The organism is Pleomorphomonas koreensis DSM 23070, assembly GCF_000425185.1.
GTDB lineage: Bacteria > Pseudomonadota > Alphaproteobacteria > Rhizobiales > Pleomorphomonadaceae > Pleomorphomonas > Pleomorphomonas koreensis.
The window spans coordinates 13,965-34,622 of record NZ_AULH01000014.1 but is presented as its reverse complement, the minus strand read 5'-3'; the positions used below and the strand labels follow the sequence as shown (position 1 = coordinate 34,622).

The 20,658-nt window shown below is 68.8% G+C and carries 16 protein-coding genes and 1 tRNA gene; 9 read left to right on the top strand and 8 right to left on the bottom strand.

The genetic code is table 11. The features are described 5' to 3' along the window. Positions 1-1,029, bottom strand: coding sequence for a beta/alpha barrel domain-containing protein (locus tag H512_RS0112740; protein WP_026783783.1), 1,029 nt, complete (start codon positions 1,027-1,029; stop codon positions 1-3). A gap of 262 nt (positions 1,030-1,291) precedes the next feature. Between H512_RS0112740 and H512_RS0112735 the strand changes: the two genes are divergently transcribed. Next, positions 1,292-2,503 carry an NAD(P)/FAD-dependent oxidoreductase gene (locus H512_RS0112735; protein WP_026783782.1) on the top strand — a complete coding sequence of 404 codons (1,212 nt, stop codon included), beginning with the start codon at positions 1,292-1,294 and terminating at the stop codon, positions 2,501-2,503. A gap of 253 nt (positions 2,504-2,756) precedes the next feature. Here H512_RS0112735 and H512_RS0112730 read toward each other — a convergent pair whose 3' ends face one another. Both H512_RS0112730 and tsaD read right to left on the bottom strand, forming a co-directional pair. Continuing rightward, complete coding sequence (locus H512_RS0112730) at positions 2,757-3,737, bottom strand: NAD(P)H-dependent glycerol-3-phosphate dehydrogenase (protein ID WP_026783781.1); 981 nt, start codon at positions 3,735-3,737, stop codon at positions 2,757-2,759. After that, entirely contained in the window at positions 3,734-4,810 is a 1,077-nt protein-coding gene (tsaD, locus tag H512_RS0112725; RefSeq protein WP_026783780.1) for a tRNA (adenosine(37)-N6)-threonylcarbamoyltransferase complex transferase subunit TsaD, read from the bottom strand. The genes H512_RS0112730 and tsaD overlap by 4 nt, the downstream gene beginning before the upstream one ends. Positions 4,811-5,023: 213 nt before the next feature. Here tsaD and hemC point away from each other — a divergent pair, with 213 nt between their 5' ends. The 5 genes from hemC to H512_RS23845 all read left to right on the top strand — a co-directional run bounded on the left by hemC (position 5,024) and on the right by H512_RS23845 (position 10,270). Further along, positions 5,024-5,944 carry a hydroxymethylbilane synthase gene (gene hemC / locus H512_RS0112720; protein ID WP_026783779.1) on the top strand — a complete coding sequence of 307 codons (921 nt, stop codon included), beginning with the start codon at positions 5,024-5,026 and terminating at the stop codon, positions 5,942-5,944. Positions 5,945-5,947: 3 nt separating this feature from the next. After that, entirely contained in the window at positions 5,948-8,047 is a 2,100-nt protein-coding gene (locus tag H512_RS25830) for a uroporphyrinogen-III synthase (protein ID WP_026783778.1), read from the top strand. Between the two features lie 21 nt (positions 8,048-8,068). After that, positions 8,069-9,742, top strand: coding sequence for a heme biosynthesis protein HemY (locus H512_RS0112710; RefSeq protein WP_026783777.1), 1,674 nt, complete (start codon positions 8,069-8,071; stop codon positions 9,740-9,742). A 102-nt stretch (positions 9,743-9,844) separates the two neighbouring features. Continuing rightward, positions 9,845-9,920, top strand: a tRNA-Thr gene (locus H512_RS0112705). Between the two features lie 80 nt (positions 9,921-10,000). Beyond that, positions 10,001-10,270 carry a helix-turn-helix domain-containing protein gene (locus H512_RS23845; protein WP_053239828.1) on the top strand — a complete coding sequence of 90 codons (270 nt, stop codon included), beginning with the start codon at positions 10,001-10,003 and terminating at the stop codon, positions 10,268-10,270. A gap of 99 nt (positions 10,271-10,369) precedes the next feature. Here the strand turns inward: H512_RS23845 and H512_RS0112690 are convergent, their stop codons facing one another. The 5 genes from H512_RS0112690 to H512_RS0112670 all read right to left on the bottom strand — a co-directional run bounded on the left by H512_RS0112690 (position 10,370) and on the right by H512_RS0112670 (position 17,138). Then, positions 10,370-10,873: a rubrerythrin family protein gene (locus tag H512_RS0112690; RefSeq protein ID WP_026783776.1), complete on the bottom strand. Its 504-nt coding sequence runs from the start codon at positions 10,871-10,873 to the stop codon at positions 10,370-10,372. 151 nt (positions 10,874-11,024) lie between these two features. Then, a complete protein-coding gene (locus tag H512_RS0112685) occupies positions 11,025-13,556 on the bottom strand; it encodes a protein translocase subunit SecDF (RefSeq protein ID WP_026783775.1) in 2,532 nt (843 codons plus the stop codon). A 75-nt stretch (positions 13,557-13,631) separates the two neighbouring features. Then, a complete protein-coding gene (locus H512_RS0112680) occupies positions 13,632-14,033 on the bottom strand; it encodes a hypothetical protein (protein ID WP_026783774.1) in 402 nt (133 codons plus the stop codon). Then, on the bottom strand, positions 14,030-15,889 hold the full coding sequence (locus H512_RS23840) for a cation:proton antiporter domain-containing protein (protein WP_084798463.1): 1,860 nt from the start codon (positions 15,887-15,889) through the stop codon (positions 14,030-14,032). Before H512_RS23840 ends, H512_RS0112680 begins: the two co-directional genes overlap by 4 nt. 208 nt (positions 15,890-16,097) lie before the next feature. Further along, entirely contained in the window at positions 16,098-17,138 is a 1,041-nt protein-coding gene (locus H512_RS0112670) for a substrate-binding domain-containing protein (RefSeq protein ID WP_026783773.1), read from the bottom strand. Between the two features lie 343 nt (positions 17,139-17,481). On the opposite strand from H512_RS0112670, the gene H512_RS0112665 reads away from it, so the two are divergent. The 3 genes from H512_RS0112665 (at position 17,482) to H512_RS0112655 (ending at position 20,625) form a co-directional block, all read left to right on the top strand. After that, the gene (locus H512_RS0112665) at positions 17,482-18,768 is read left to right on the top strand and encodes an ABC transporter substrate-binding protein (protein WP_053239827.1); all 1,287 of its coding nucleotides are present in this window, start codon (positions 17,482-17,484) and stop codon (positions 18,766-18,768) included. A gap of 148 nt (positions 18,769-18,916) precedes the next feature. Beyond that, positions 18,917-19,795 (top strand): carbohydrate ABC transporter permease, encoded by an 879-nt coding sequence (locus H512_RS0112660; protein ID WP_026783771.1) that lies wholly within the window; start codon positions 18,917-18,919, stop codon positions 19,793-19,795. A gap of 11 nt (positions 19,796-19,806) precedes the next feature. Continuing rightward, positions 19,807-20,625, top strand: a complete 819-nt coding sequence (locus H512_RS0112655; RefSeq protein WP_036791549.1) for a carbohydrate ABC transporter permease — start codon at positions 19,807-19,809, stop codon at positions 20,623-20,625. The last annotated feature ends 33 nt before the right edge of the window (positions 20,626-20,658 follow it).

Sequence of the window (20,658 nt, the reverse complement as noted above, 5' to 3'; positions counted from 1 at the left end):
TCAGGCGAGCCCGGCCTTGAGCGGCTTCTCGGTAACCTCGAGGTCGGCGTCGAGCGCGCGGATCGACGTGATGCCGGCCTTGGCGAGATCGCCGTGGTAGGACTTCACCGCCTCGGCCGGCGAGAGGTCGCCGTTCGCCACCGCCCGCATGTGCCGCACCATGGAGAGCGGATCCTCGGCGAGGTTGATCTTGCGGCCGAACAGGGCGATGCGGGCGCCGTATTTCTCGGACTGGAAGATCAGCTCGTAGCAGTCGCGCGTCGTGCCGGCGCCGCCGCCCAGCACGCCGATGATGATCGTCGGATCGTAGGCGGCCAGTTCCTCCATGGCGCGCGGACCGTTGTAGGCGATCTTCAGGAACTGCGGCCGGTCGGCGCGCGTCACGCCGGCCAGGCAGCGGGCGATGCAGTCGTTGATGTAGTGCGGCACCAGCTCGGGATCGATGCCGGTGTCGACATTGGGATTGAACACTTCGAGGAAGTATTTGAAATCGTTGAGCGACGCTTCGTAACGGAAGTCGGCGAAGGCGTCGAGCGACTCGATGTCGTGATCGAGGTCGTTGTTGAAGGTGATCGAGTAGAGGCCGAGGTCGGTGCCGGTGAGCGGCGCGCCGGGCGCCGGATCGATGGTGCCGGTGGTCACCCGCGACAGCGACGAGGTGCGGAACGGCCGCGACGGCTTCTTGGGATAGATGCCGCCGCGCACGAACCAGATGTCGGTGGTGTCGTTGGCGCGGATGGCTGGCTTGACCTTGGAGTCCTGGTAGACGCCTGCCTCGTTGAGCAGCTCCAGGCTGGAGGCCGACGTCAGCATGATGTCGACGATGTCCTGCTCGACGATGGCGCGCACGCTGTCGAGGAACTCCGGCCGCGTCCGGAAGCGGCCGAGCGTGCCGTCCTTGTCGCGCAGCGGGCCGGCGCCGGGGATCGACGGCCCCATGTCCGGATCCTTGGCGTCAGCGATGATGAAATCGGCGCGCGTATAGGCGCCCGCCCGAATGCGGGCCAGCTTTTCGTCGAGACGGAACATAGAGATCACCACTCCCGGTTGGCCGGCGGCCGATACGATCCGGCGCGGCGGCTTGGCGTTTCCTCAGGGCCGCCCGCTTCCCGACGGAAAGCGGCGGCCTCTTGTTGTTTCAGCCCATGTTGTGTCGATTCAAGGCGGGTGGCAAGAGCCGATGAGATCGGCGATATGACTTATCTCCCGCGCCGATCGCTTCCCTCGGGCCCGCCGAGTTGGCTATAGCTTGGGAAAGGGCCGCCCCGGCCCGTCTGCGCGAGAGACCATCATGTCCGACCCCATCGTCATCATCGGCGCCGGCCAGGCGGCCGCCGCCTTCGCCGGCAAGCTCCGGATGCTCGGCGCCGACCGGCCGCTGACGATCGTCGGCGACGAGCCGGTGCTGCCGTACCAGCGGCCGCCGCTGTCCAAGAAATACCTGGTCGGCGAGGCTGCTTTCGACCGGCTGCTCCTGAAGCCGCCGGCCTGGTACGAGACCAACGCCGTGACGATGCTGACCAGCCGCCGGGCCGTCGCCATCGACCGCGCCGGCCGCCTCGTCCGGCTCGAAGATGGCGAGGAACTGCCCTACGCGACGCTGGTGCTGGCCACCGGCTCCACGCCGCGCCGCCTGCCGGCGGCGATCGGCGGACATCTGGCCGGCGTCTACACGCTGCGCGGCAAGGCCGACGCCGACGCGCTGATGGCCGATTTCCAGCCGGGACGACGGCTGATCGTGGTCGGCGGTGGCTATGTCGGCCTGGAGACGGCGGCGGTGGCGCGGACGCGCGGCCTGGAAGTGACCGTCGTCGAGCTGGCCGACCGCATCCTGCAACGCGTCGCCGCCCCGGCCACCGCCGATCTGGTCCGCACCCTGCACCGCGAGCACGGCGTCGACATCCTGGAAGGCGCCGCCGTCGCCCGGCTGATCGGCGCCGGCGGCCGCCTCGTCGGCGCCGAACTGACCGATGGCCGCGTGATCGACGCCGACCTCGCCGTGGTCGGCATCGGCGTCGCGCCCAACGCCGAACTGGCCGCCGCGGCCGGGCTTGCCGTCGACGACGGCATCCTGGTCGACGAGGTCTGCCGCACCACCGATCCCGACATCCTCGCCGTCGGCGACTGCGCCCGTTTCCCGTATCGCGGCCGCTCGATCCGTCTGGAATCGGTGCAGAACGCCTTCGACCAGGGCGAGGCGGCGGCGGCGGCGCTGGTCGGCGCCGGCGGCGCCTACCAGCCGCAGCCGTGGTTCTGGTCGGACCAGTATGACGCCAAGTTGCAGATCGCCGGCCTCCACCACGGCTACGACGACACGCTCCAGACCGACGGGCCGCGCCCCGGCAGCCACGCCGTCTGGTATTTCGCCGGCGGCAGGATGATCGCCGTCGACGCGCTGAACTTCCCGGCCGCCTTCGTCACCGCCAAGAAGCTGCTGGAAGCCGGCAAGGCCGTCTCGCGCGCCGACGTCGAGACGAAGCCGCTCAAGGAATTGCTGGGATAGGAAAAGCGGGGCTCGGGCCGCCCTCGACGCGAGACAGAACGAGGGCGGAACCCGGTGTCCATGCGGACCGGCCGGCTACGCGCGACCTGATGCCGACACCGAGAAGTTTCGCCGATCATGGTTGCGATTCGGTTTCCGGCCGCATTTTTGCCGAGTTCAATACATAGAGCCGAAATCAAGTTCGACACACCATATATTGATATCACCTGCTGCGCCGCGCCACCACACTTGCAAAATGCAACGATGCGCAAACCTAGATGACGTTCTCGCGCCTGAGCGGCCGGGCCATCAGCCGGTCGACCGCGTCGTCGACGGAGAGGCGGCCGCCGATCACCTCGGCCACCGCCGCCATGATCGGCACCTCGACGGCGAATTCGGCCGCCTTGCGCACGGCGATGCCGACGGTAGCCGCCCCCTCGGCAAGCTTGCCGAAGCGGGCCGGCGGCTCGCCGCGGCCGATGCCGAGGCCGAAGGAGAAGTTGCGCGACTGGGCCGACGAGCAGGTCAGCATCAGGTCGCCGAAGCCGGAGAGGCCCATCAGCGTTTCCGCCTCGGCACCGAAGGCGGCGGCGAGGCGGCGCATCTCGACGAAGCCGCGGGTGATCACCGCCGCCTGCGCCGAGGCGCCGAGCGCCCGGCCGGCGACGATGCCGGCGGCGATGGCCAGCACGTTCTTCAGCGCGCCGCCCAGCTCGACGCCGGCGACGTCGGTGGCCGCATAGGGCCGGAAGGCGGGGCCGGCCAGGCGGCGGGCGATGGCGTCAGCCAGGCCGGCGTCCTCGGCGGCGACGGTCACCGCCGTCGGCAGGCCGGCCGCCACGTCGTCGGCAAAGCCCGGTCCCGACAGCACGGCGATCGGCCGGCCCGGCAGCGCCGCGGCGATCGCCTGAGTGAGCCGGTCGCCGGTCGCCTGCTCGATGCCCTTGGCGCAGGAGACGATCACCGCGTCGCGGCCTGCGAAATCGGAGAGCGCCTGCGCCGCCGCCCGGCAGGCCTGGGCCGGCACGGCGAGCAGCAGCAGATCGACGCCGGCGAGTGCGGCCGGATCGGCGCTCGCCGTCACGGCAGCGGGGAATTCGGCGGCCGGCAAGTGCCGGCTCCGCCGGGTGGCGTTCAGCTCGGCCGCCGCGCTGGCGTTGCGGCCGCAGAGGATCACCTCGCCGCCGGCCCGCGCCGCGGTCAGTGCCAGCGCCGAGCCCCAGGCGCCGGCGCCATAGACGCCGATCGTGCTCATACCTTCGCCCCCAGCCGGCCGTGACCGACCATCGGCACGGCGATGTCGTCGAGCGGCCAGCGCGGCCGCGCCGCCACGGCGAGATCGTCGGTGAAGCCGAGCGCCAGCCGCTCGGCGCCGGCCCAGGCGATCATGGCGCCGTTGTCGGTGCAGAGGTTGCCGGGCGGCACCACCAGACGGCCGCCGAGGCCGGCCATCACCTGATCGAGCCGGGCGCGGATCGCCTTGTTGGCGGCGACACCGCCGGCCACCACCAGCACCGGCGGCCGGCCGTCGAGCGTCGCGGCGAAGCGGCGCACGGCGAGGCCGACCCGATCGGCCACCACGTCGGACACCGCCAGCTGGAATGCGGCGCAGAGGTCGGCGACATCCTGCCGGGAGAGCGGCGCCAGCGCTTCCGCCTCGTGGCGCACCGCCGTCTTCAGGCCGGAGAAGGAGAAATTGGGCTCGTCGCGGCCGATCAGCGGCCGCGGCAGGACGATGCGGCGGGGATCGCCGTCCGTCGCCATCTTCTCCACCGCCGGACCGCCGGGATAGCCGAGCTGGAGCAGCTTGGCCGTCTTGTCGAAGGCTTCGCCGAGCGCGTCGTCGATGGTGGATCCGATGCGCTTGTAGTGCCCTACGCCGTCGACCCTGAGGATCTGGCTGTGGCCGCCGGACACCAGCAGCAGCAGGTAGGGAAATGCGACGCCGTCGGTCAGCCGGGCGGTCAGCGCATGTCCCTCGAGATGGTTGACGGCGACCAGCGGCTTCCGCGCGGCATAGGACAGCGCCTTGGCGGTGGTGAGGCCGATCAGCACGCCGCCGATCAGGCCGGGGCCGGCCGTCGCGGCGATGGCGTCGACGCCGCCGAGCGTCGTCTCCGCCTCGTCGAGCGCCGCCCGAACGAGGCCGTCCATCACCTCAACGTGGGCGCGGGCGGCGATTTCCGGCACCACGCCGCCGAAAGCCGCGTGTTCCTCGATCTGCGACAGCACGACGTTGGAAAGGATTTCGCCGCTGCCATCGGCATGCCGGCGCACCACGGCGGCGGCGGTCTCGTCGCAGGAGCTTTCAAGGCCGAGAACGATGATATCCCCGGAAACGCCCATCCTGCACCCTCGCTCCGACCGTTATCCGCCCGGAAGGGCAGACCCCATCCGCCCGAAAGGGCAGACCCAAGAACACGTTGCCTCACGGCGTCCCATGGTCCAAGTGTTGCCGTGACGAGGTGAGGCATGCGCCGATTCGCCGGTGGCGGCGGCCGGCGCCTTTGTCTCATGGCTCTATCACTGGGGAGCGCAGCGGTGCAATCAAAACCCATCCGTCTCGGCACGCGCGGCAGCCCGCTCGCCCTGGCCCAGGCCAATGAGGTGCGCGACCGGCTTCTGGCCGCCTGGGGTGCCGGCGCGCCCGAGGTGGAGATCGTGACGATCAGCACCGCCGGCGACCGCATCCAGGACCGGCCGCTATCCGAGGTCGGCGGCAAGGGCCTGTTCACCGAGGAGATCGAGGCGGGTCTGACCAGCGGCGCGCTCGACATCGCCGTCCATTCGTCAAAGGACATGCCGACCGTGCTGCCGGCCGGCCTGACGCTCGCCCATTTCCTGCCGCGCGAGGACGCCCGCGACGCCTTCGTGTCGCTGAAATACACCTCGCTCGCCGAGATGCCGGCCGGCGCCGTGGTCGGCACCGCCTCGCTGCGGCGGGCGGCCATCGTCCGGCGGCTGCGTCCCGACCTCGCCATCGTGCCCTATCGCGGCAACGTCCAGACGCGGCTCAGGAAGCTCGTGGAGGGCGTCGCCGACGCGACGCTGCTCGCCGTCGCCGGCCTCAAGCGCCTCGGCCGGCTCGACGTCGCCACCGACATCCTCGATATCGAAACCTTTCCGCCGGCCGTCGGCCAGGGGGCGATCGGCATCGAGAGCCGCATCGATGACGCCCGCGTCGCCGATCTCCTGGCGCCGATCCATCACGCGCCGACCGCCATGGCGCTTGCCGCCGAGCGCGCCTATCTCGCCCGGCTCGACGGCTCCTGCCGCACGCCGATCGCCGGCTACGCCACGGTGACCGGCGCCAGGGTCGACCTGCATGGGCTGATCCTGACGCCGGACGGCCGCGTCGCCCACGAGGGCCGGGAGAGCGGCGACGACCCTGTAGCGGTCGGCGACCGGCTGGGCGCCCGCCTCGCCGTGCTGGCCGGTCCCGGCTTCTTCAGCGGAGGCTGAGCCATGGCTCTCCTCGTCCTCCGTCCGGAACCGCAGGCGGGCGACATGGTGGCGGCGCTCGCCGGCCGCGGCGTCGAGGCGCTGGCCGAACCGATGCTGACCATCGAGCCGTCGGACGATCCGGTCGGCCGCATCCGGGCCGCCGACCCCCAGGCCGAGGCGATCATCCTCACCTCGCGCCAGACCGTGGCCATCCTGCGCGCCGCCGGCGGCCTCGGCCCGCTGACCGCCCGGCCGGTGATCGCCGTCGGCGCCGGCACCGCCCACGACGCCCGCGCCGCCGGCTTTGCCGACGTGCGCTCGGCCGACGGCAATGCCGACGACCTCGTCGATCTCGTCGCGCGCGCCGGGTTCCAGCGGCTCGTCCATGCCGGCGGCCGCGACAAGGCCGGCGACGTCGCCGGCCGGCTGGCCCTGCTCGGCGTCACGGTCGCCGAGGCCGAGATCTATCGCGCCGAGCCGCGCCAGCATCTGGCGCCCGCCGTGGCCGCCGCTTTCGCCGAGGGCCGCATCACCGGCCTCGTCGTCGCCTCGCGGCGCTCGTCGCAGGCTTTCGTCGATCTCATCGGCGCCATGGGCTGGGCGGACCGGCTGGCGCCGCTCGGCGTGGCGGCATTGTCGGAAGCGGCGGTAACCCCGTTCGCCGGTCGCGTCGCCGAAGTGGCGGTGGCAACGGAACCGACCGGCCCGGCCCTCGTTGAAGCCAGCGTTGCACTTGCCGCCCGGCTGGGCGAAACTGCCAACCGCGCACCACCAGCGGAGGACACCTCGACCATGGCATCCGACGACCACCGCAAGAGTGCCGACACCAGGCGGAATCGCCCCAAGGCGCCGGTCATCGACCTTGAGGCGACCGAGGTCGGCAAGCCGCCCGAACCGTCGCGGCCGCCGCACGAGCCGCCTGTTCCCGAGCCGCCCGTTCCCGAGCCGCCCACTCCCGAGCCGCCTGAGCCGGAGAAGCCGGTGATCGAACCGCCCGGCCCGGACATTCCGCCGGTCGAGCCGCCGGACGAGGCGCCGCCGCTCGGCGACCCGCCGGGTCCCGACGCACCGGTCATCGAGCCGCCGCCCGACGCCGTGCCGCCGCGCACCGATCGCCCGAGCCTCCTCAGGACCGCCGGCCCGCTCGTCGCCGCCGCCCTGCTCGGCGGCGGCGTCGCCGCCGCCATCCTGCTGGTGGCGCTGCCGCGTCCGGACGACCGGCCGCAGGCGGCCGTCGATCCGGCGACGCTGGAGACCCGGCTCGGCGAAGTGGCCGACCGCCTCGCGGCGGGCCAGACGGCAACCGAGACGCTGGCCGGCCGGCTTACTGCCCTCGAAGGTCGCGAGGCGCCTACCGTCGATCTCGGACCGGTCGGCAACCGCCTCGACGACCTCACCACCCGTTTCGACGATCTCGCGGCCCGCCTCGACGCGGCCGAGAAGACGGCCGCCGCCCGGCCGCAGGTCGATCCCGCCGCCATCGCCGCGCTCGACGGCCGCCTCGCCGAACTTGCTTCAAGCGTCCAGGCGCTGAAGGCCGAAAGCGCCGACGCAGCGCGCCGCCTCACCGCCGTCGACGAGCGGCTGGCCAGGGCGCCGAAGGGCGGCGAGATCGCCGCGCTGTCGCTCGCCGTCACCAGCCTTAGCGGCAAGATCGACGCCGGCCTGCCGTTCGCCGCCGATCTCGCGGTGGTCGCCGCCGCGGCGCCCGACCTGCCCGGCCTCGACGGCCTGAAACCCCTCGCCGACACCGGCGTGCCCACCCGCGACCGGCTGCTGGCCACGTTGCCGGTCGATGCCATGCTGGCCGGCCGGCCGGCCGAGATCGGCGCCGGCTGGATGGATGGCCTCATGCAAAGCGCCAAGTCGCTGGTCGCCTATCGCGAGACCGGCGAGACGACCGCCGACCCGGCGTCGGGCGCCGTCGAAGGCATCCGCGCCGCGCTGCAGCGCGGCGACGCCGCCGCCGCCCGGGCGGCCGCCGACACGCTGCCCGACTGGGCCCGGCCGCCGGCCGAAAGCTGGCTCGCCGGCCTCGATGCCCGCGTCCGCGCCGACGCCGCCGTCAAGGCGCTCTCCGCCCGCCTCGTCGACCGCCTGTCGGTGCCCACCGCCGACTGACCCCCGTGGAAAGGCTCCGAGATGATCCGCATTCTCCTGTCGGTCGCCGCGCTGTTTCTCGCCGTTCTCGCCTTCGACTGGCTGGGCGGCGTGCCGGTCGCCGTGTCGGTGAGCTGGCCGGGCGGCGCCGCGGCGCCGCCGCTGCGCGTCGTCGTCGTCGCGCTGCTGGTGTTCGTCGTCGTCCTCACCGTTGTCTGGAAGCTGGCTTCCGGCCTCTGGCGCGCCCCGTCCGGCCTGCGCGCCTATTTCGCCGGCCGCCGCCGCGACCGCGGCTACCGGGCGCTGTCGCGCGGCATGATCGCCGTCGGCTCGGGCGACTACCGCCTTGCCCAGCGCGAGGCCGCCGAGGCGCACCGCTTCCTGGACGGCGAGCCGCTGGTGCTGCTGCTTGCCGCCCAGGCCGCCCAGCTCGAAGGCCGCAGCGACGCCGCCCGTCAGTCCTTCACCCGCATGCTGAAGGCGCCGGAGACGCGTCTCCTCGGCCTGCGCGGCCTCTACATCGAGGCGACGCGGGCCGGCGAGACGGCCGCCGCCCGCCAGTTCGCCGCCGAGGCGCAGAAGGAGAACCCGGCGCTGCCCTGGGCCGGCGCCGCCATGATGGACTATCTCTCGGCCGACCGCAGTTGGGCCGACGCCCTCGCCGTGCTGGAGCAGAACGTCGCCGGCCGGCTGATCGACAAGGACGAGGCCGCCCGCCTGCGCGCCGTGCTGCTCACCGCTCGCGCCCTGGAGATCGAGGACGGCGAGCCGGACAAGGCACGCAGCCTGGCGCTGGAAGCGCACAAGCTTGCCCCGGCCTTCGTGCCGGCCGCCACCGTCGCCGCCCGTACGCTGGCCCGCGCGCTCGACACCCGCCGCGCCGCCAAGGTGCTGGAGGCCACCTGGCGGCTCGCCCCGCATCCCGAGCTTGCCGCCGCCTATCTGCATCTGCGGTCGGGCGATTCGGCGCGCGACCGCCTGAAGCGCGCCCGCATGCTGGAGAACCTGAAGCCGGTGCATCCCGAAGGCGCCGTCACCGTCGCCCGCGCCGCCCTCGACGCCCGCGAGTTCGACCTCGCCCGCGAGGCGCTGGCCAAGGCGCTGAGGCAGGCGCCGACCGAACGCGTCTGCCTGATGATGGCCGAGCTGGAGGACAGCGAGAGCGGCGACGTCGGCCGCGTCCGCGAGTGGCTGGCCCGCGCCGTACGGGCGCCGCGCGACGCCGCCTGGACCGCCGACGGCCTGGTGCTCGACGCCTGGCAGCCGCTGTCGCCGCTGTCGGGCCGGCTCGATGCCGTCGAGTGGCGGGTGCCCGCCGAGCGCGATGCCATCCACCAGATCGACGGCGACGACCTCGCCGTGATCGCCGCCGCGCCGCGCCCCGTCGTCGAACCGCCTCCGATGGTGGTCGCGGCACCGGCGCCGGAGGCGGTGACGGAAGCGCCATCGCCCGCCACCGAGCCCGAGGCGCCGCCGGCGCCGATCCTCGCCGAACCGGAGCCGGCCGAAACGCCGCCGGCGATCGAGCCGGAGCCCGAGGTGCCGCCGCCTGACGACAGGCCCGTCGAGACGAAACCGGTCATCGCCGCCAAGTCGGTGGAAGTCAGGCCGGCGGCCGAACCGCTGGTGGTGCTGCCGCCGCCGCCCGACGATCCCGGCCCGGCCAACGGCCGCGGCCTTGCCCGCAGCCTGACGCCGCAGTCGCCCTTCTCCTGAGGCGATCCACGCCGCTTCATTTTCTTCCGAAGCGGTGCTTGAAATTGGCCGGCGATGCCGGTATCAACGCCCGGTCTCGCGGGGGTCTCCTCCCGCGCCGGCGCCGCACTAGCTCAGTTGGTAGAGCACGTCATTCGTAATGATGGGGTCGGCGGTTCGAATCCGTCGTGCGGCACCACTTTTCCCATCACGCTGCCATGGCCTAAGGCCGTCCGCTCCGGAGCGGGCGCCAGAGGCCAGCGTCGGCCGTGCGCATCCGTGCGCCATCATCGCAAGGCAAAGGGATGGACGCTGGAGCAGCTTGCCGATCAGGTCGGCGTTTGCCGCGAGACCTTCGGCAATATCGAACGAGGCAAGGCCGCGCCACTGTTCGAGACAGATGAAAAGATCGCGGCGGCGCCGGGGGTGCCGACGCCCGGCAGCGGCGAGCGTGCACGACCGCTCGTCGACATCCATGGCACTCCGTCGCGGATGAACGACGACCGGTTGGCGCGGGCCGGCAAAATGCTGACGGCTTTTCCGGGATAAGGCGGCTTCGCCGGTCGGATCGCGAAAATGGTGCCCGGCCGGGCCGCAGCCCCGAAGCCCCCCGGGAGGTCGGGACGCTTCGGGGCGATCGTCAGGCGGTCACTCGACGATCTTGTAATGCTCGCCGGCGCAGGCGCAGACCGGGCAGGCTTCGGGCGCGTCGCCGATCACCGTGTGGCCGCAGTTCGGGCAGATGCGGATCACCACGTCGCCGAGGTCGCCGCCGGCCTTCACCGCTTCCAGCGCCTCGTCGAACAGGCCGTAGTGGATCTTCTCCACTTCCATCGCCTCGGTCATCGAGCGGATGGCCCGCTTGTGACCCTCGGCCTTGGCCGTCGCGATCATCGGCGGATACATCGAGGTGAACTCGTGGCTCTCGCCGTCCATGGCGTCGGCAAGATTGTCGAGCGTGGTCTTGATGCCGCCCAGCGCCCGGAGGTGGGCATGGGCGTGGATGGTCTCGGCGGCGGCGACGGCGCGGAACAGCTTGGCGACGCCCGGCTTGCCTTCACGCACGGCGGCGTCGGCATAGGCGAGATACTTGCGGTTGGCCTGGCTTTCGCCGGCGAAGGCTTCCTTGAGGTTGTCCGTGGTGGTGGGCATGGTGCCTGTCTTTCTTTTGATTTGAGAGACGTCGCGGGTCTCCCCGAAAGACTAGCCCGGCCATTTGCCCCCGAGTATCGGGACAATCCCGTGAACTTCAGATTTTTTCTAAAGAGGCGGGGAGGCCGGCATCGGCCTCCCCGCCTTTTCGTCAGGCTCCGGGAATCGCCTCGGCCTTGGCCGGCCGGGCCGCCCGCCGCCGCGTCCGCCAGTCGCCGAGGAACAGCAGGATCGGCGCGGCGATGAACACCGACGACGAGGCGGCGACGACGATGCCGAAGATCATCGGCACGGCGAAGCTCTCCACCGCGCTGCCGCCCCACAGCGCCATCGGCAGCAGCGACAGGAAGGCGGTGACCGAGGTGTAGAGGCTGCGCGCCAGCGTCTCGTTGATCGACTTGTCGATCAGCTCGCGCAACGGCATCTGCTTGTAGAGACGCATGTTCTCGCGCATGCGGTCGTAGACCACCACCTTGTCGTTGACCGAGTAGCCGACCAGCGTCAGCAGCGCCGCGATGGCGGTGAGGTTGAAATCGAGCCCGGTCAGGGCAAAGAAGCCGACGGTCTTGGTGACGTCGAGCACCAGCGTGGCGATGGCGCCCACCGCGAACGGCCACTCGAAGCGCACCCAGATGTAGACCAGCATGGCGAGACTGGCGAAAATCACCGCGAGTATGCCGGCATTGGCGAGTTCGCCCGACACCTTGGGGCCGACCACCTCGGTGCCCAGCACCTTGGCCGAGGCGTCGATGGCCGAGATCTCCTGCCGGAGACGCTCGACGGCCGCCGTCTGCACCTCCTCGCCGCCCTCCTGCCGCTCAACGCGGACGAGAAGGTGGTGGTCGTCGCCGAAGGCCTGCAAGGCCACCTCGCCGAGACCGAGCCGGTCGAGGCCCGAACGGAAGGCGGCCAGATCGGCCGGGCCGGCCGTCTCCACCTGCATCTGGATGCCGCCGCGGAAATCGACGCCATAGTTGAGGCCGGGGTAGATGAACAGGCCGATCGAGGCGAGCGACAGGAAGGCCGAGAAGCCGATGCCGAAGAAGCGCGCCCGCATGAAGGGAATTTTCGTGCCGTCGGGGATCAGCCGGATCGGCAACAGCGGCCGGATGTCCATCTTCCGCAGCTTCTTGCGCCGGACGATGGCCATCATCAACACGCGCACCACCGACACGGCGGTGAACATCGATATGCCGATGCCGAGACCCATGGTGATGGCGAAGCCACGCACCGGGCCGGAGCCGAACCAGAACAGCAGCACCGAGGCGATCAGCGCCGTGACGTTGCCGTCGACGATGGTCGAATAGGCGCGCTTGAAGCCGGCGTCGAGCGCGGCGATGGCGCTCATGCCCTTGCGCTGCTCCTCGCGGATGCGCTCGTTGATCAGCACGTTGGCGTCGACTGCGAGGCCGATGCCGAGCACGATGCCGGCGATGCCGGGCAGCGTCAGCGTGGCGCCGAGCAGCGTCAGGCCGGCGAAGGTCAGCATGACGTTGAGGCCGAGCGCCAGGTTGGCGAGCAGGCCCCAGGCGCCGTAGAGCAGCAGTATGAAGCCGAACACCAGCGCGAAGCCGATCAGGCCGGTGACGATGCCCATCTCGATGGCGTCGGCGCCGAGATCGGCACCGACGGTGCGTTCCTCGATCACCGTCAGCTTGGCCGGCAGCGCGCCGGCCCTGAGCATGGCCGCGAGATCGGTGGCGCTCTGGACCGAGAAGCTGCCGGAAATCTGGCCCGAGCCGCCGGTGATCGGCTCGCGGATCACCGGCGCGCTCAGCACCTTGTCGTCGAGCACGATGGCGAAGGGCCGGCCGACGTTGGCCCGCGTGATCTCGGCGAACAGCCGGGCGCCGGCCGTATCGAAGCGGAAGGAGACGATCGGCTCGTTGGTCATCTGGTCGAAGCCGACGCGGGCGTCGGTGAGGCGGTCGCCGCTGAGTTCGACGCGGTCGTCGACCGGATAGACGCGGCCCGTCTCGTCCCGGAGCATGCTCACCCCAGGCGGCACGAAATCGGCGGTCGCCGTATCGGAGAGAAGATGGAAGCTCATCTTGGCGGTCGAGCCGAGCAGCTCGCGGATGCGCGCCGGATCCTGCACGCCGGGCAGCTGGACGAGGATGCGGTCGCTGCCCACCCGCTGGATGGTCGGCTCGGCAACGCCCACCTGATCGATGCGCTGGCGGATGATTTCGAGGCTCTGTTCCACCGCCGCCGCGGTGCGTTCGGTGAGGCCGGCCTCGGTGAGGGCGAGCGTCACCGTGCCGCTGCCGCGGCGTATGTCGAGATCGCTGGCCGTGACGCCGAGACCGGGATTGCCGACTGGGGACGCCAGCTTGCCGAGCGCCTCGGCGGCACGCGCCGTCAGCGCCGGATCGTCGAGGTTGATCACCACGGCATCGCCGGTACGGCGGATCGACGACGTGCCGATCTTCGCCTCGCGCAGGGCGCGGCGGGCGTCCTGGGTCAGCGTCTGCAAGCGCTCCTTGACGAGGTCGGCGGCGTCGACCTCCAGCACCAGATGCGAGCCGCCCCGGAGATCGAGACCGAGCGACACCTTGTCGCGCGGCAGCCAGGAGGGGAAGGCGTCGAGGACGGATTGCGGCACCACGTTCGGAAGCGTGACGAGGATGCCGAGGGCGATGATGGCCGAATAGAGCGCCACCAGCCAGCGGGAAGTTTTCATCGGATTGTCCATGCCGGGCGCCGCCGCCGCCAGGGCGGACGGACGGTCGCGGATGCTGATCTCGGGTTCGGAGGATCAGACGGCGATGGGCGGGGCGCGCGGCCGGTGACCGGCGATGCGGCGGCCGACGATGACATCGGCGGCGGCGAAGGAGGCGTGGAAGGTAGCCGAAGGCGCCGAAGGCGCGGCGGCGGCGAAGACGAGCGCGGCCGGCGACGACGGCGGCGGCGCCGAGGTCCGGTCGCCATGCTCGGCGGCGACCACCGGTCGCGGACCGTCGCGCAGCACGGCGGCATGGCGGGCGACGGTGGCGTCGCCGGCGCCGAGCAGCGGCGAGGCCGAGCCGCCGCCGCCAAACCCATAGCCGACGTGCAGGAGGAACAGCAGCAGCAGGCTGGCGAAAAAGGCGCAAGCCGCCACCGGCGCCGTCCTGCGGCGCCCGGCGACGGTCGGATGGGGTGCGCTCGCCGCTGTCACGCCGCCGGTTTTCCCTCCTCCGTTTCGTCGTCGTCGTCCGCCGCGGCCGGCGGCGTTTCGGCCTCGGCGGCCGGCTCCGGCGTCGCCGGCGACCGGTCGCCCAGCATCTTCAGCATGCCCAGCGCGATCTCGCGCTCGCCCATGATCACCAGGGTGGCGCCGTGGTGCATCAGGTGCTCCACCTCCTCGTCGGAATGGGCGCGGGCAACGATGAGAAGACCCGGATTGATCTTGCGCGCCTGCTCGATCGCCTGCCCGGCCTCGAAACCGTTGGGAATGGCGACCATCAGCGCCGTCGCCCGTTCGAGGCCGGCCAGCGCCAGCACCTGCGGCGCGGCGGCATTGCCGACGATGGTCTCGATGCCCTTGTCGCGCAGGCGGCGCACCCGGTCCTCGGCGTCCTCGATCACCAGGAAGGGCACGCCCCGGCTGGCGAGATCGTCGGCGACGACGCTGCCGACCCGGCCGTAGCCGATCAACACCAGATGGCCGGCGAGCGAGGTGGGCTCGACTTCCTCGTCGTCGTCGTCGTCGCTGCCGGCGGCGGCCGGCGGCGCCTCGGCCTCGACGGCGGCGGCCGGCGCCTCGGCGGCGGGCGCCGGCTCGACGCGCGGCTGCAGCCAGGCTTCAAGATAGGGGCGCAGCCAGTCGCTGACGTTGAACATCAAGGGGTTGAGGATGATGGAGATCAGGGCGCCGGCCAGGATCAGGTCGCGCCCTTCCGCCGGCAGGATGTCGAGGCCGACGCCCATCTCGGCCAGGATGAACGAGAACTCGCCGATCTGGGCAAGGCTGGCCGAGATGGTCAGCGCCGTCTTCACCGGCCGGCGGAAGGCCAGCACGATGAAGAAGGCGCCGAGCGTCTTGCCGACCAGGATGATCGCCAGCGTGGCGAGCAGGATGAACGGCTCGTCGAGCAGGATGCGCGGATCGAACAGCATGCCGACCGAGACGAAGAACAGCACCGAGAAGGCATCCCGAAGCGGCAGGCTCTCCTGGGCGGCGCGATGGCTGAGTTCGCTTTCCGACAGCACCATGCCGGCGAAGAAGGCGCCGAGGGCCAGCGACACGCCGAACAGCTCGGCCGCGCCGAAGGCGACGCCGAGCGCGATGGCCAGCACGCCGAGTCGGAACAGCTCGCGCGAGCCGGTGTGGGCGATGCGGTGCAGGATGGCCGGGATCAGCCGGCGGCCGACCACCAGCATCAGGCCGACGAACAGGGCCACCTTGAACAAGGTGGTGGCCAGGATGCCGCCGACGCCGAGGTCGATGCCGACCATTCGGCTGGCCATGGCGGCGAGCGGATCGGAATAGGAGCTGACGCCGCCGTCCGACACGCTGGCCGCCGCCGGGATCAGCACCAGCACCAGCACCATGGCGAGGTCTTCGACGATCAGCCAGCCGATGGCGATGCGGCCGCGCTCGCTGTCGACGAGGCGCCGGTCCTGCATGGCCTTGAGCAGCACCACCGTCGAGGCGGTGGACAGCGCGACGCCGAACAGCAGGCTGGCGCCGAAGGACCAGCCCATCACCTCGCCGAGCACCCAGCCGAGCAGCGTGGCGATGGCGATCTGACCGACGGCGCCGGGCACGGCAATGAAGCGCACCGACAGGAGGTCCTTCAGCGCAAAGTGCAGGCCGACGCCGAACATCAGCAGGATGACGCCGAGTTCGGCCAGCTGCGGCGCCAGCGTCTGGTCGGCGACGAAGCCCGGCGTGTGCGGCCCGACCAGCATGCCGGCGACCAGATAGCCGACCAGCGGCGGCAGGCGGAAGCGATTGGCAACCGCGCCGAAGATGAAGGCTAGAACCAAGCCGCCGACGATCGTCGAAATAAGGGACGTGTCATGCGGCATGCTAGGCCTCCGGGAAACTGGATTTTCAGGGGGTGACTCACCTCGCGGGCAGGCCGGGCCAATAGACCTCGGAACAATATGGAGGTTTTCGAAGATCGATCAAGTGCATTCCGCCGAGAGCGAGTGTTCGCCTGCACCGAGAGACGGCATGATAGGAGCAGAAAAACGCAGTTCCCAGGCCTTCCGTCGGCCTCCGATTGTCCTTGTCCTAACCGCTTTGTAAGGCAGGTCCGTCGCTCTCGCCGGGCATCAGCGACAGCGGCACCCTGGATTGTACGACCTTTGAGGAGAAGGCCGGCGCGGTCGAAGGCATCTGAGCGAGCAACGCGCAAGCCGCAGCGGTCCCGAGATCGTGGAGCGACATCTGGAAACACGTCACCTGCGGCATGAGAAAACGAACCGACTCTTCGCCGCGGAAACCGATGATCGACAGATCCCGGCCGGGTTTGAGCCCGCGTTCGGCAAGACGCCTGTAGATGCCGATGGCGGTCACTTCGTAGAACAGGATGATGGCCGTCGCAGGATCAGGCCGATCTAGGAGACCATCGACGATACTGTCGCCGTCGTCCTCTTGCCGACGGGTAGAGAATACCAATCCTTCGTCGAGTTCGAGACCATGCCGCGCGAGATTGTCCCGATAGGCCTGTGCAAAGATGGCTCCGTAGTTGGCATCGTTGGATGGCAGAGTTACGGCGATGCGCCGGTGGCCAAACCGAACCAGGCGTTCGACGGCGGTGGCCATGACACCCTCAAAGTCGAGATCGATCCATGAGTGGTTGCCGCCGCTGTCGCTTCTCCCCAGCGTGACGAAAGGGAGGCCCGACGACTGCAACAGATCGATGCGCCGGTCGATCCGCCGTGTTTCGGCGAGAATCAGGCCGTCGACGGCTCCACGCGATACGAAGCGTTGAAGAAACGTGAAGGTATCCTGGCTCTTGACACAAGGCAGCACCAGGAGGTCGAGGCCGTGCGCGGCAAGAATGGCTTGCATACCCTCGACGACGCCCATGAAAAAGTAGTCGGTGCTGGTGGTGCTTTCCGGATCGAGCTCGATCATGAAACCAACGGAATGAGTAACGCCCTGGGCAAGCGAACGGGCGGCCTGGTTGGCCGCATACCCAAGGCGTTGCGCCGTTTCCAGAACCTTCCGGCGCGTCTCTTCGTTGACGTTGGGATTTCCGTTGAGAGCGCGGGATACCGTGGCCGTGGAAACTCCGAGCTCCCGGGCCAGGCGGGCGATGCCTCTCATAAAACCCTCCGACCTTCCACGTTGCCCATTGACAGACATCCAGCGGCGAACTTAGCATTGTAAGCGCTTACAGTAACATGATGGCTATCTCAAGTCTGTCCGTGAGGGAGAAGGACGGCAGTCCAGGAACAGCGCATCGATTGTAAGCGCTTACAATGAGGAGACGGGCCGGAGATCGGGAGGTTTCGGAGCGGGTCTTGGCGACATTCGGATCGCTCGCCGCGACAGGCAAAGGTCTCAGGCTCGAAGCCGTCGCAGGAGGCGGCGCACTTCGGTTGGATCTGCAAAGAGGGAGGGTACCATGATTGCAAAACACAGCACTCGAAACGCCGCGAGTGGCACCATGCGCTCGCTGGCTCTTGCCGGCGCCACCTGCTTGGCTCTTGTCCTCACGGGCGGGGCTGGCCTCGCAGCGGACAAGGTGACGCTGACCTACATGGCAAGCCAGGACTGGGTGAAGGACGCCGAACAGGCGCTCGCCAAGAAATTCGAGGAAAAGACCGGAATCGCCATCGATTTCCAGATCTTGCCATCGGGCCAGTACTTCAATGTCCTCCAGGCCAAGCTGAACTCGGGCGAAGGTCCCGACATGTTCGGCGGGCAAAGCGGCGTCACCGACCTCAAGCTTCAATATGGCGTCGAGAAGAACGCCGTCGACCTTACGAGCGAGCCCTGGGCCGCCAAAATGGATCCGCTCGTCACCGCCCAGGCGACGGTGGGAGGCAAGCTCTATGGCCTCACTTACTGGGATGTGCTCGGCAATACCTGGGTGATCAGCTACAACAAGAAGCTGTTCTCCCAATACGGTCTTGCCGCCCCCAAGACCTATGCCGAGTTCAAGGCCTTGTGCCAGAAGCTCGCCGACAGTGGCATCCAGCCGCTCTATGAACCGGTTGCCGACGGCTGGCACCACGTGCTCTGGTTCCCGGAACTCGGGCCGCGCTTCGAGGAGGTGACGCCGGGGCTGGCCGATGCCCTCAACGCGAACACCGCCACTTTTGCCGGCAATCCCACGATGCTTTCGGCCGTCACGCAACTCAAGGAAGTGTACGACCTCGGCTTCATGGGCAAGAACGCTCTCGCCGACGTCTACACCGGCGCCTCCAAGGCAATGGCCAGCGGCCAAGTGGCGATGGTGCTCGCCAACACAGGCTTCGCTTCCCTAGTGGAGCACGACTATCCCGACATGAAGGCGTCCGACATCGGCGTATTTCTGATGCCGCTTGCCGACAATCAGAGGATCAATATCAATCCGGCCGGCCCCACCCATTTCATCTACTCGGGATCGGCCCACATCGACGCCGCCAAGCAATATCTCGACTTCCTCGCCCAGCCCGAGAACGTAGATTACTTCATCGACAACACGCCGACCGCGATGACGCTGCCCTTCGAAGGAGCAAAGAGCAAGTTCAGCGCCGACGTTCAAACGCTGTTCGATGCCCACAAGGACGCGCGCGGCACCGTCTACCAAACTGCCGTCAACTACGTGAACCCGCAGTGGATGGACATTGGGGCGGATCTGACGGCGATGTTCACCGGCGCGATGGAACCGGCCAAGGTGCTCGCCAACATCGACAAGCGCCGCGGCGATCTTGCCAAGGCCGCCAAGGACCCCGCCTGGAAGAAGTAACTCCTCCCTGCTTCGTCTTGACGAGTGGATAAAGCTGCTCCGGCGAGTTCTCCGCCGGAAAAGCTCTGGACTTGGCAGCGTCCATCCCCGGTCTTTCCGAGCAAGGCTCCAAGACCGGGGGTGCGACTGCGAGCGACCGGAATTCGCAATGAAAACGCATAGTCCCTACCCGTTCTATTTCATCCTCGCGGCGCTCGCCCTCTATGTGACGTTCTTCATCATTCCGAGCCTTAGCGGCATCGCCTATTCGTTCACCGATTGGAGCAGTTATTCCGAAGAGACCGAGTTCATCGGCCTCGACAACTATCGGACCATCCTGTCCCCGGACGAGAATTACCTTTCCTTCATCGGGAACACGCTGCTTTTCACCTTCTGGACGATCATTATCAAGACGGTGTTCGGCCTGGCGCTCGCCTTGCTGCTCAACCAGGGCGTCCGGCGGTTCGTCAACGGCTATCGGGTGCTGATCTATCTTCCGGTCATCCTGCCGACATTGGTCGTAGCTCTGATTTTCCGGTCCATTCTCGACCCCGCCGCCGGGCTCCTCAACGGCTTCCTGCGCGGTATCGGTCTCGATGCCCTCGCGTTGCCCTGGCTCATCGACCCGAGCATCGCACTCTATTCGGTGATCGGCGTCGATAGCTGGAAGGGCATCGGCTACATCATGGTCATCCTGCTCGCCGGCCTGCAGACCATTCCGAAGGACCTCTACGAGGCCGCGGCCATCGACGGTGCCGGCGCCTGGGCCAAGTTTCGCCATATCACCCTTCCCATGCTGATGCCCGCGCTGATGATCGTCACCGTGCTCAACGTCCTCTACGGTTTGCGCGTCTTCGACATCGTCTACGCCCTGACCAACGGCGGCCCCGGTTATGCGACCGAGGTTCTCTCGACCGAGATCTTCAAGGCCTTCTCCAAGGGGCAGTTCGGGCTCGGCACCGCCATTTCCAGCATCCTGTTCCTGATCCTGGTCGTCACCGGCTACCTGGTCATCCGGGTGATGGAACGCCAATCGGACCGCGATTGAGGAGAACACGGATGCCTGGCAACCTGCGCGCACCGGCCGCCCATCTCGCGGCCTTCCTGGCCAGCCTGATCATGATCCTGCCGGTCTACCTCATCACCATCAACGCGCTCAAATCGTCGAGCGAGGCGAGCACGATGAGCATGGAGCTGCCGAGCGAGCTCCACCTCGAGAGCTTCCTGATCGCCATCGAAAAGGGAAAGTTGCTTGGCAGCTTCTTCAACAGCCTGCTCTACGCCACGTCGGCCACCGTCATCGCCACGCTGGTGTCGGCCATGGCGGCATTCGTGATGTCGCGCCATCGGACGAGGCTCAACCGCTTCTTCTACCTGTTCCTGATCATGGGCATCGCGCTGCCCATCAACTTCTTCACGCTGACGACGATGATGCAGCTGACCCACCTGATCAACACCAAGATCGGCGTCATCATCCTCTATGCCGCCCTGCAGGTGCCCTTCTCGATCTTTCTGATCTACGGCTTTGTCGAGACCATTCCGCGCGAGCTGGATGAGGCCGCCATCATCGATGGGTGCCGGCCGCCGCAACTGTTTTTCCTGGTGATCCTTCCCTTGCTGAAGCCGGTGCTCGTCACGGCCGGTATCCTGAACTTCCTCAATATCTGGAACGACTTCATGATACCGCTCTACTACCTCAACAGCAGCGCCAACTGGCCCATGACGCTCGCGGTCTACAACTTCTTCGGCCAGTACCAGAGCAGTTGGAACCTCGTCTCCGCCGACATCCTGCTCACCATCATTCCGGTCGTCGTCATCTACCTCCTGGGCCAGCGCTTCATCATCGCGGGCATGACCAGCGGCTCGGTCAAGGGATGAACCGCCGGCGACGATCCGACTTCTCCATCACAC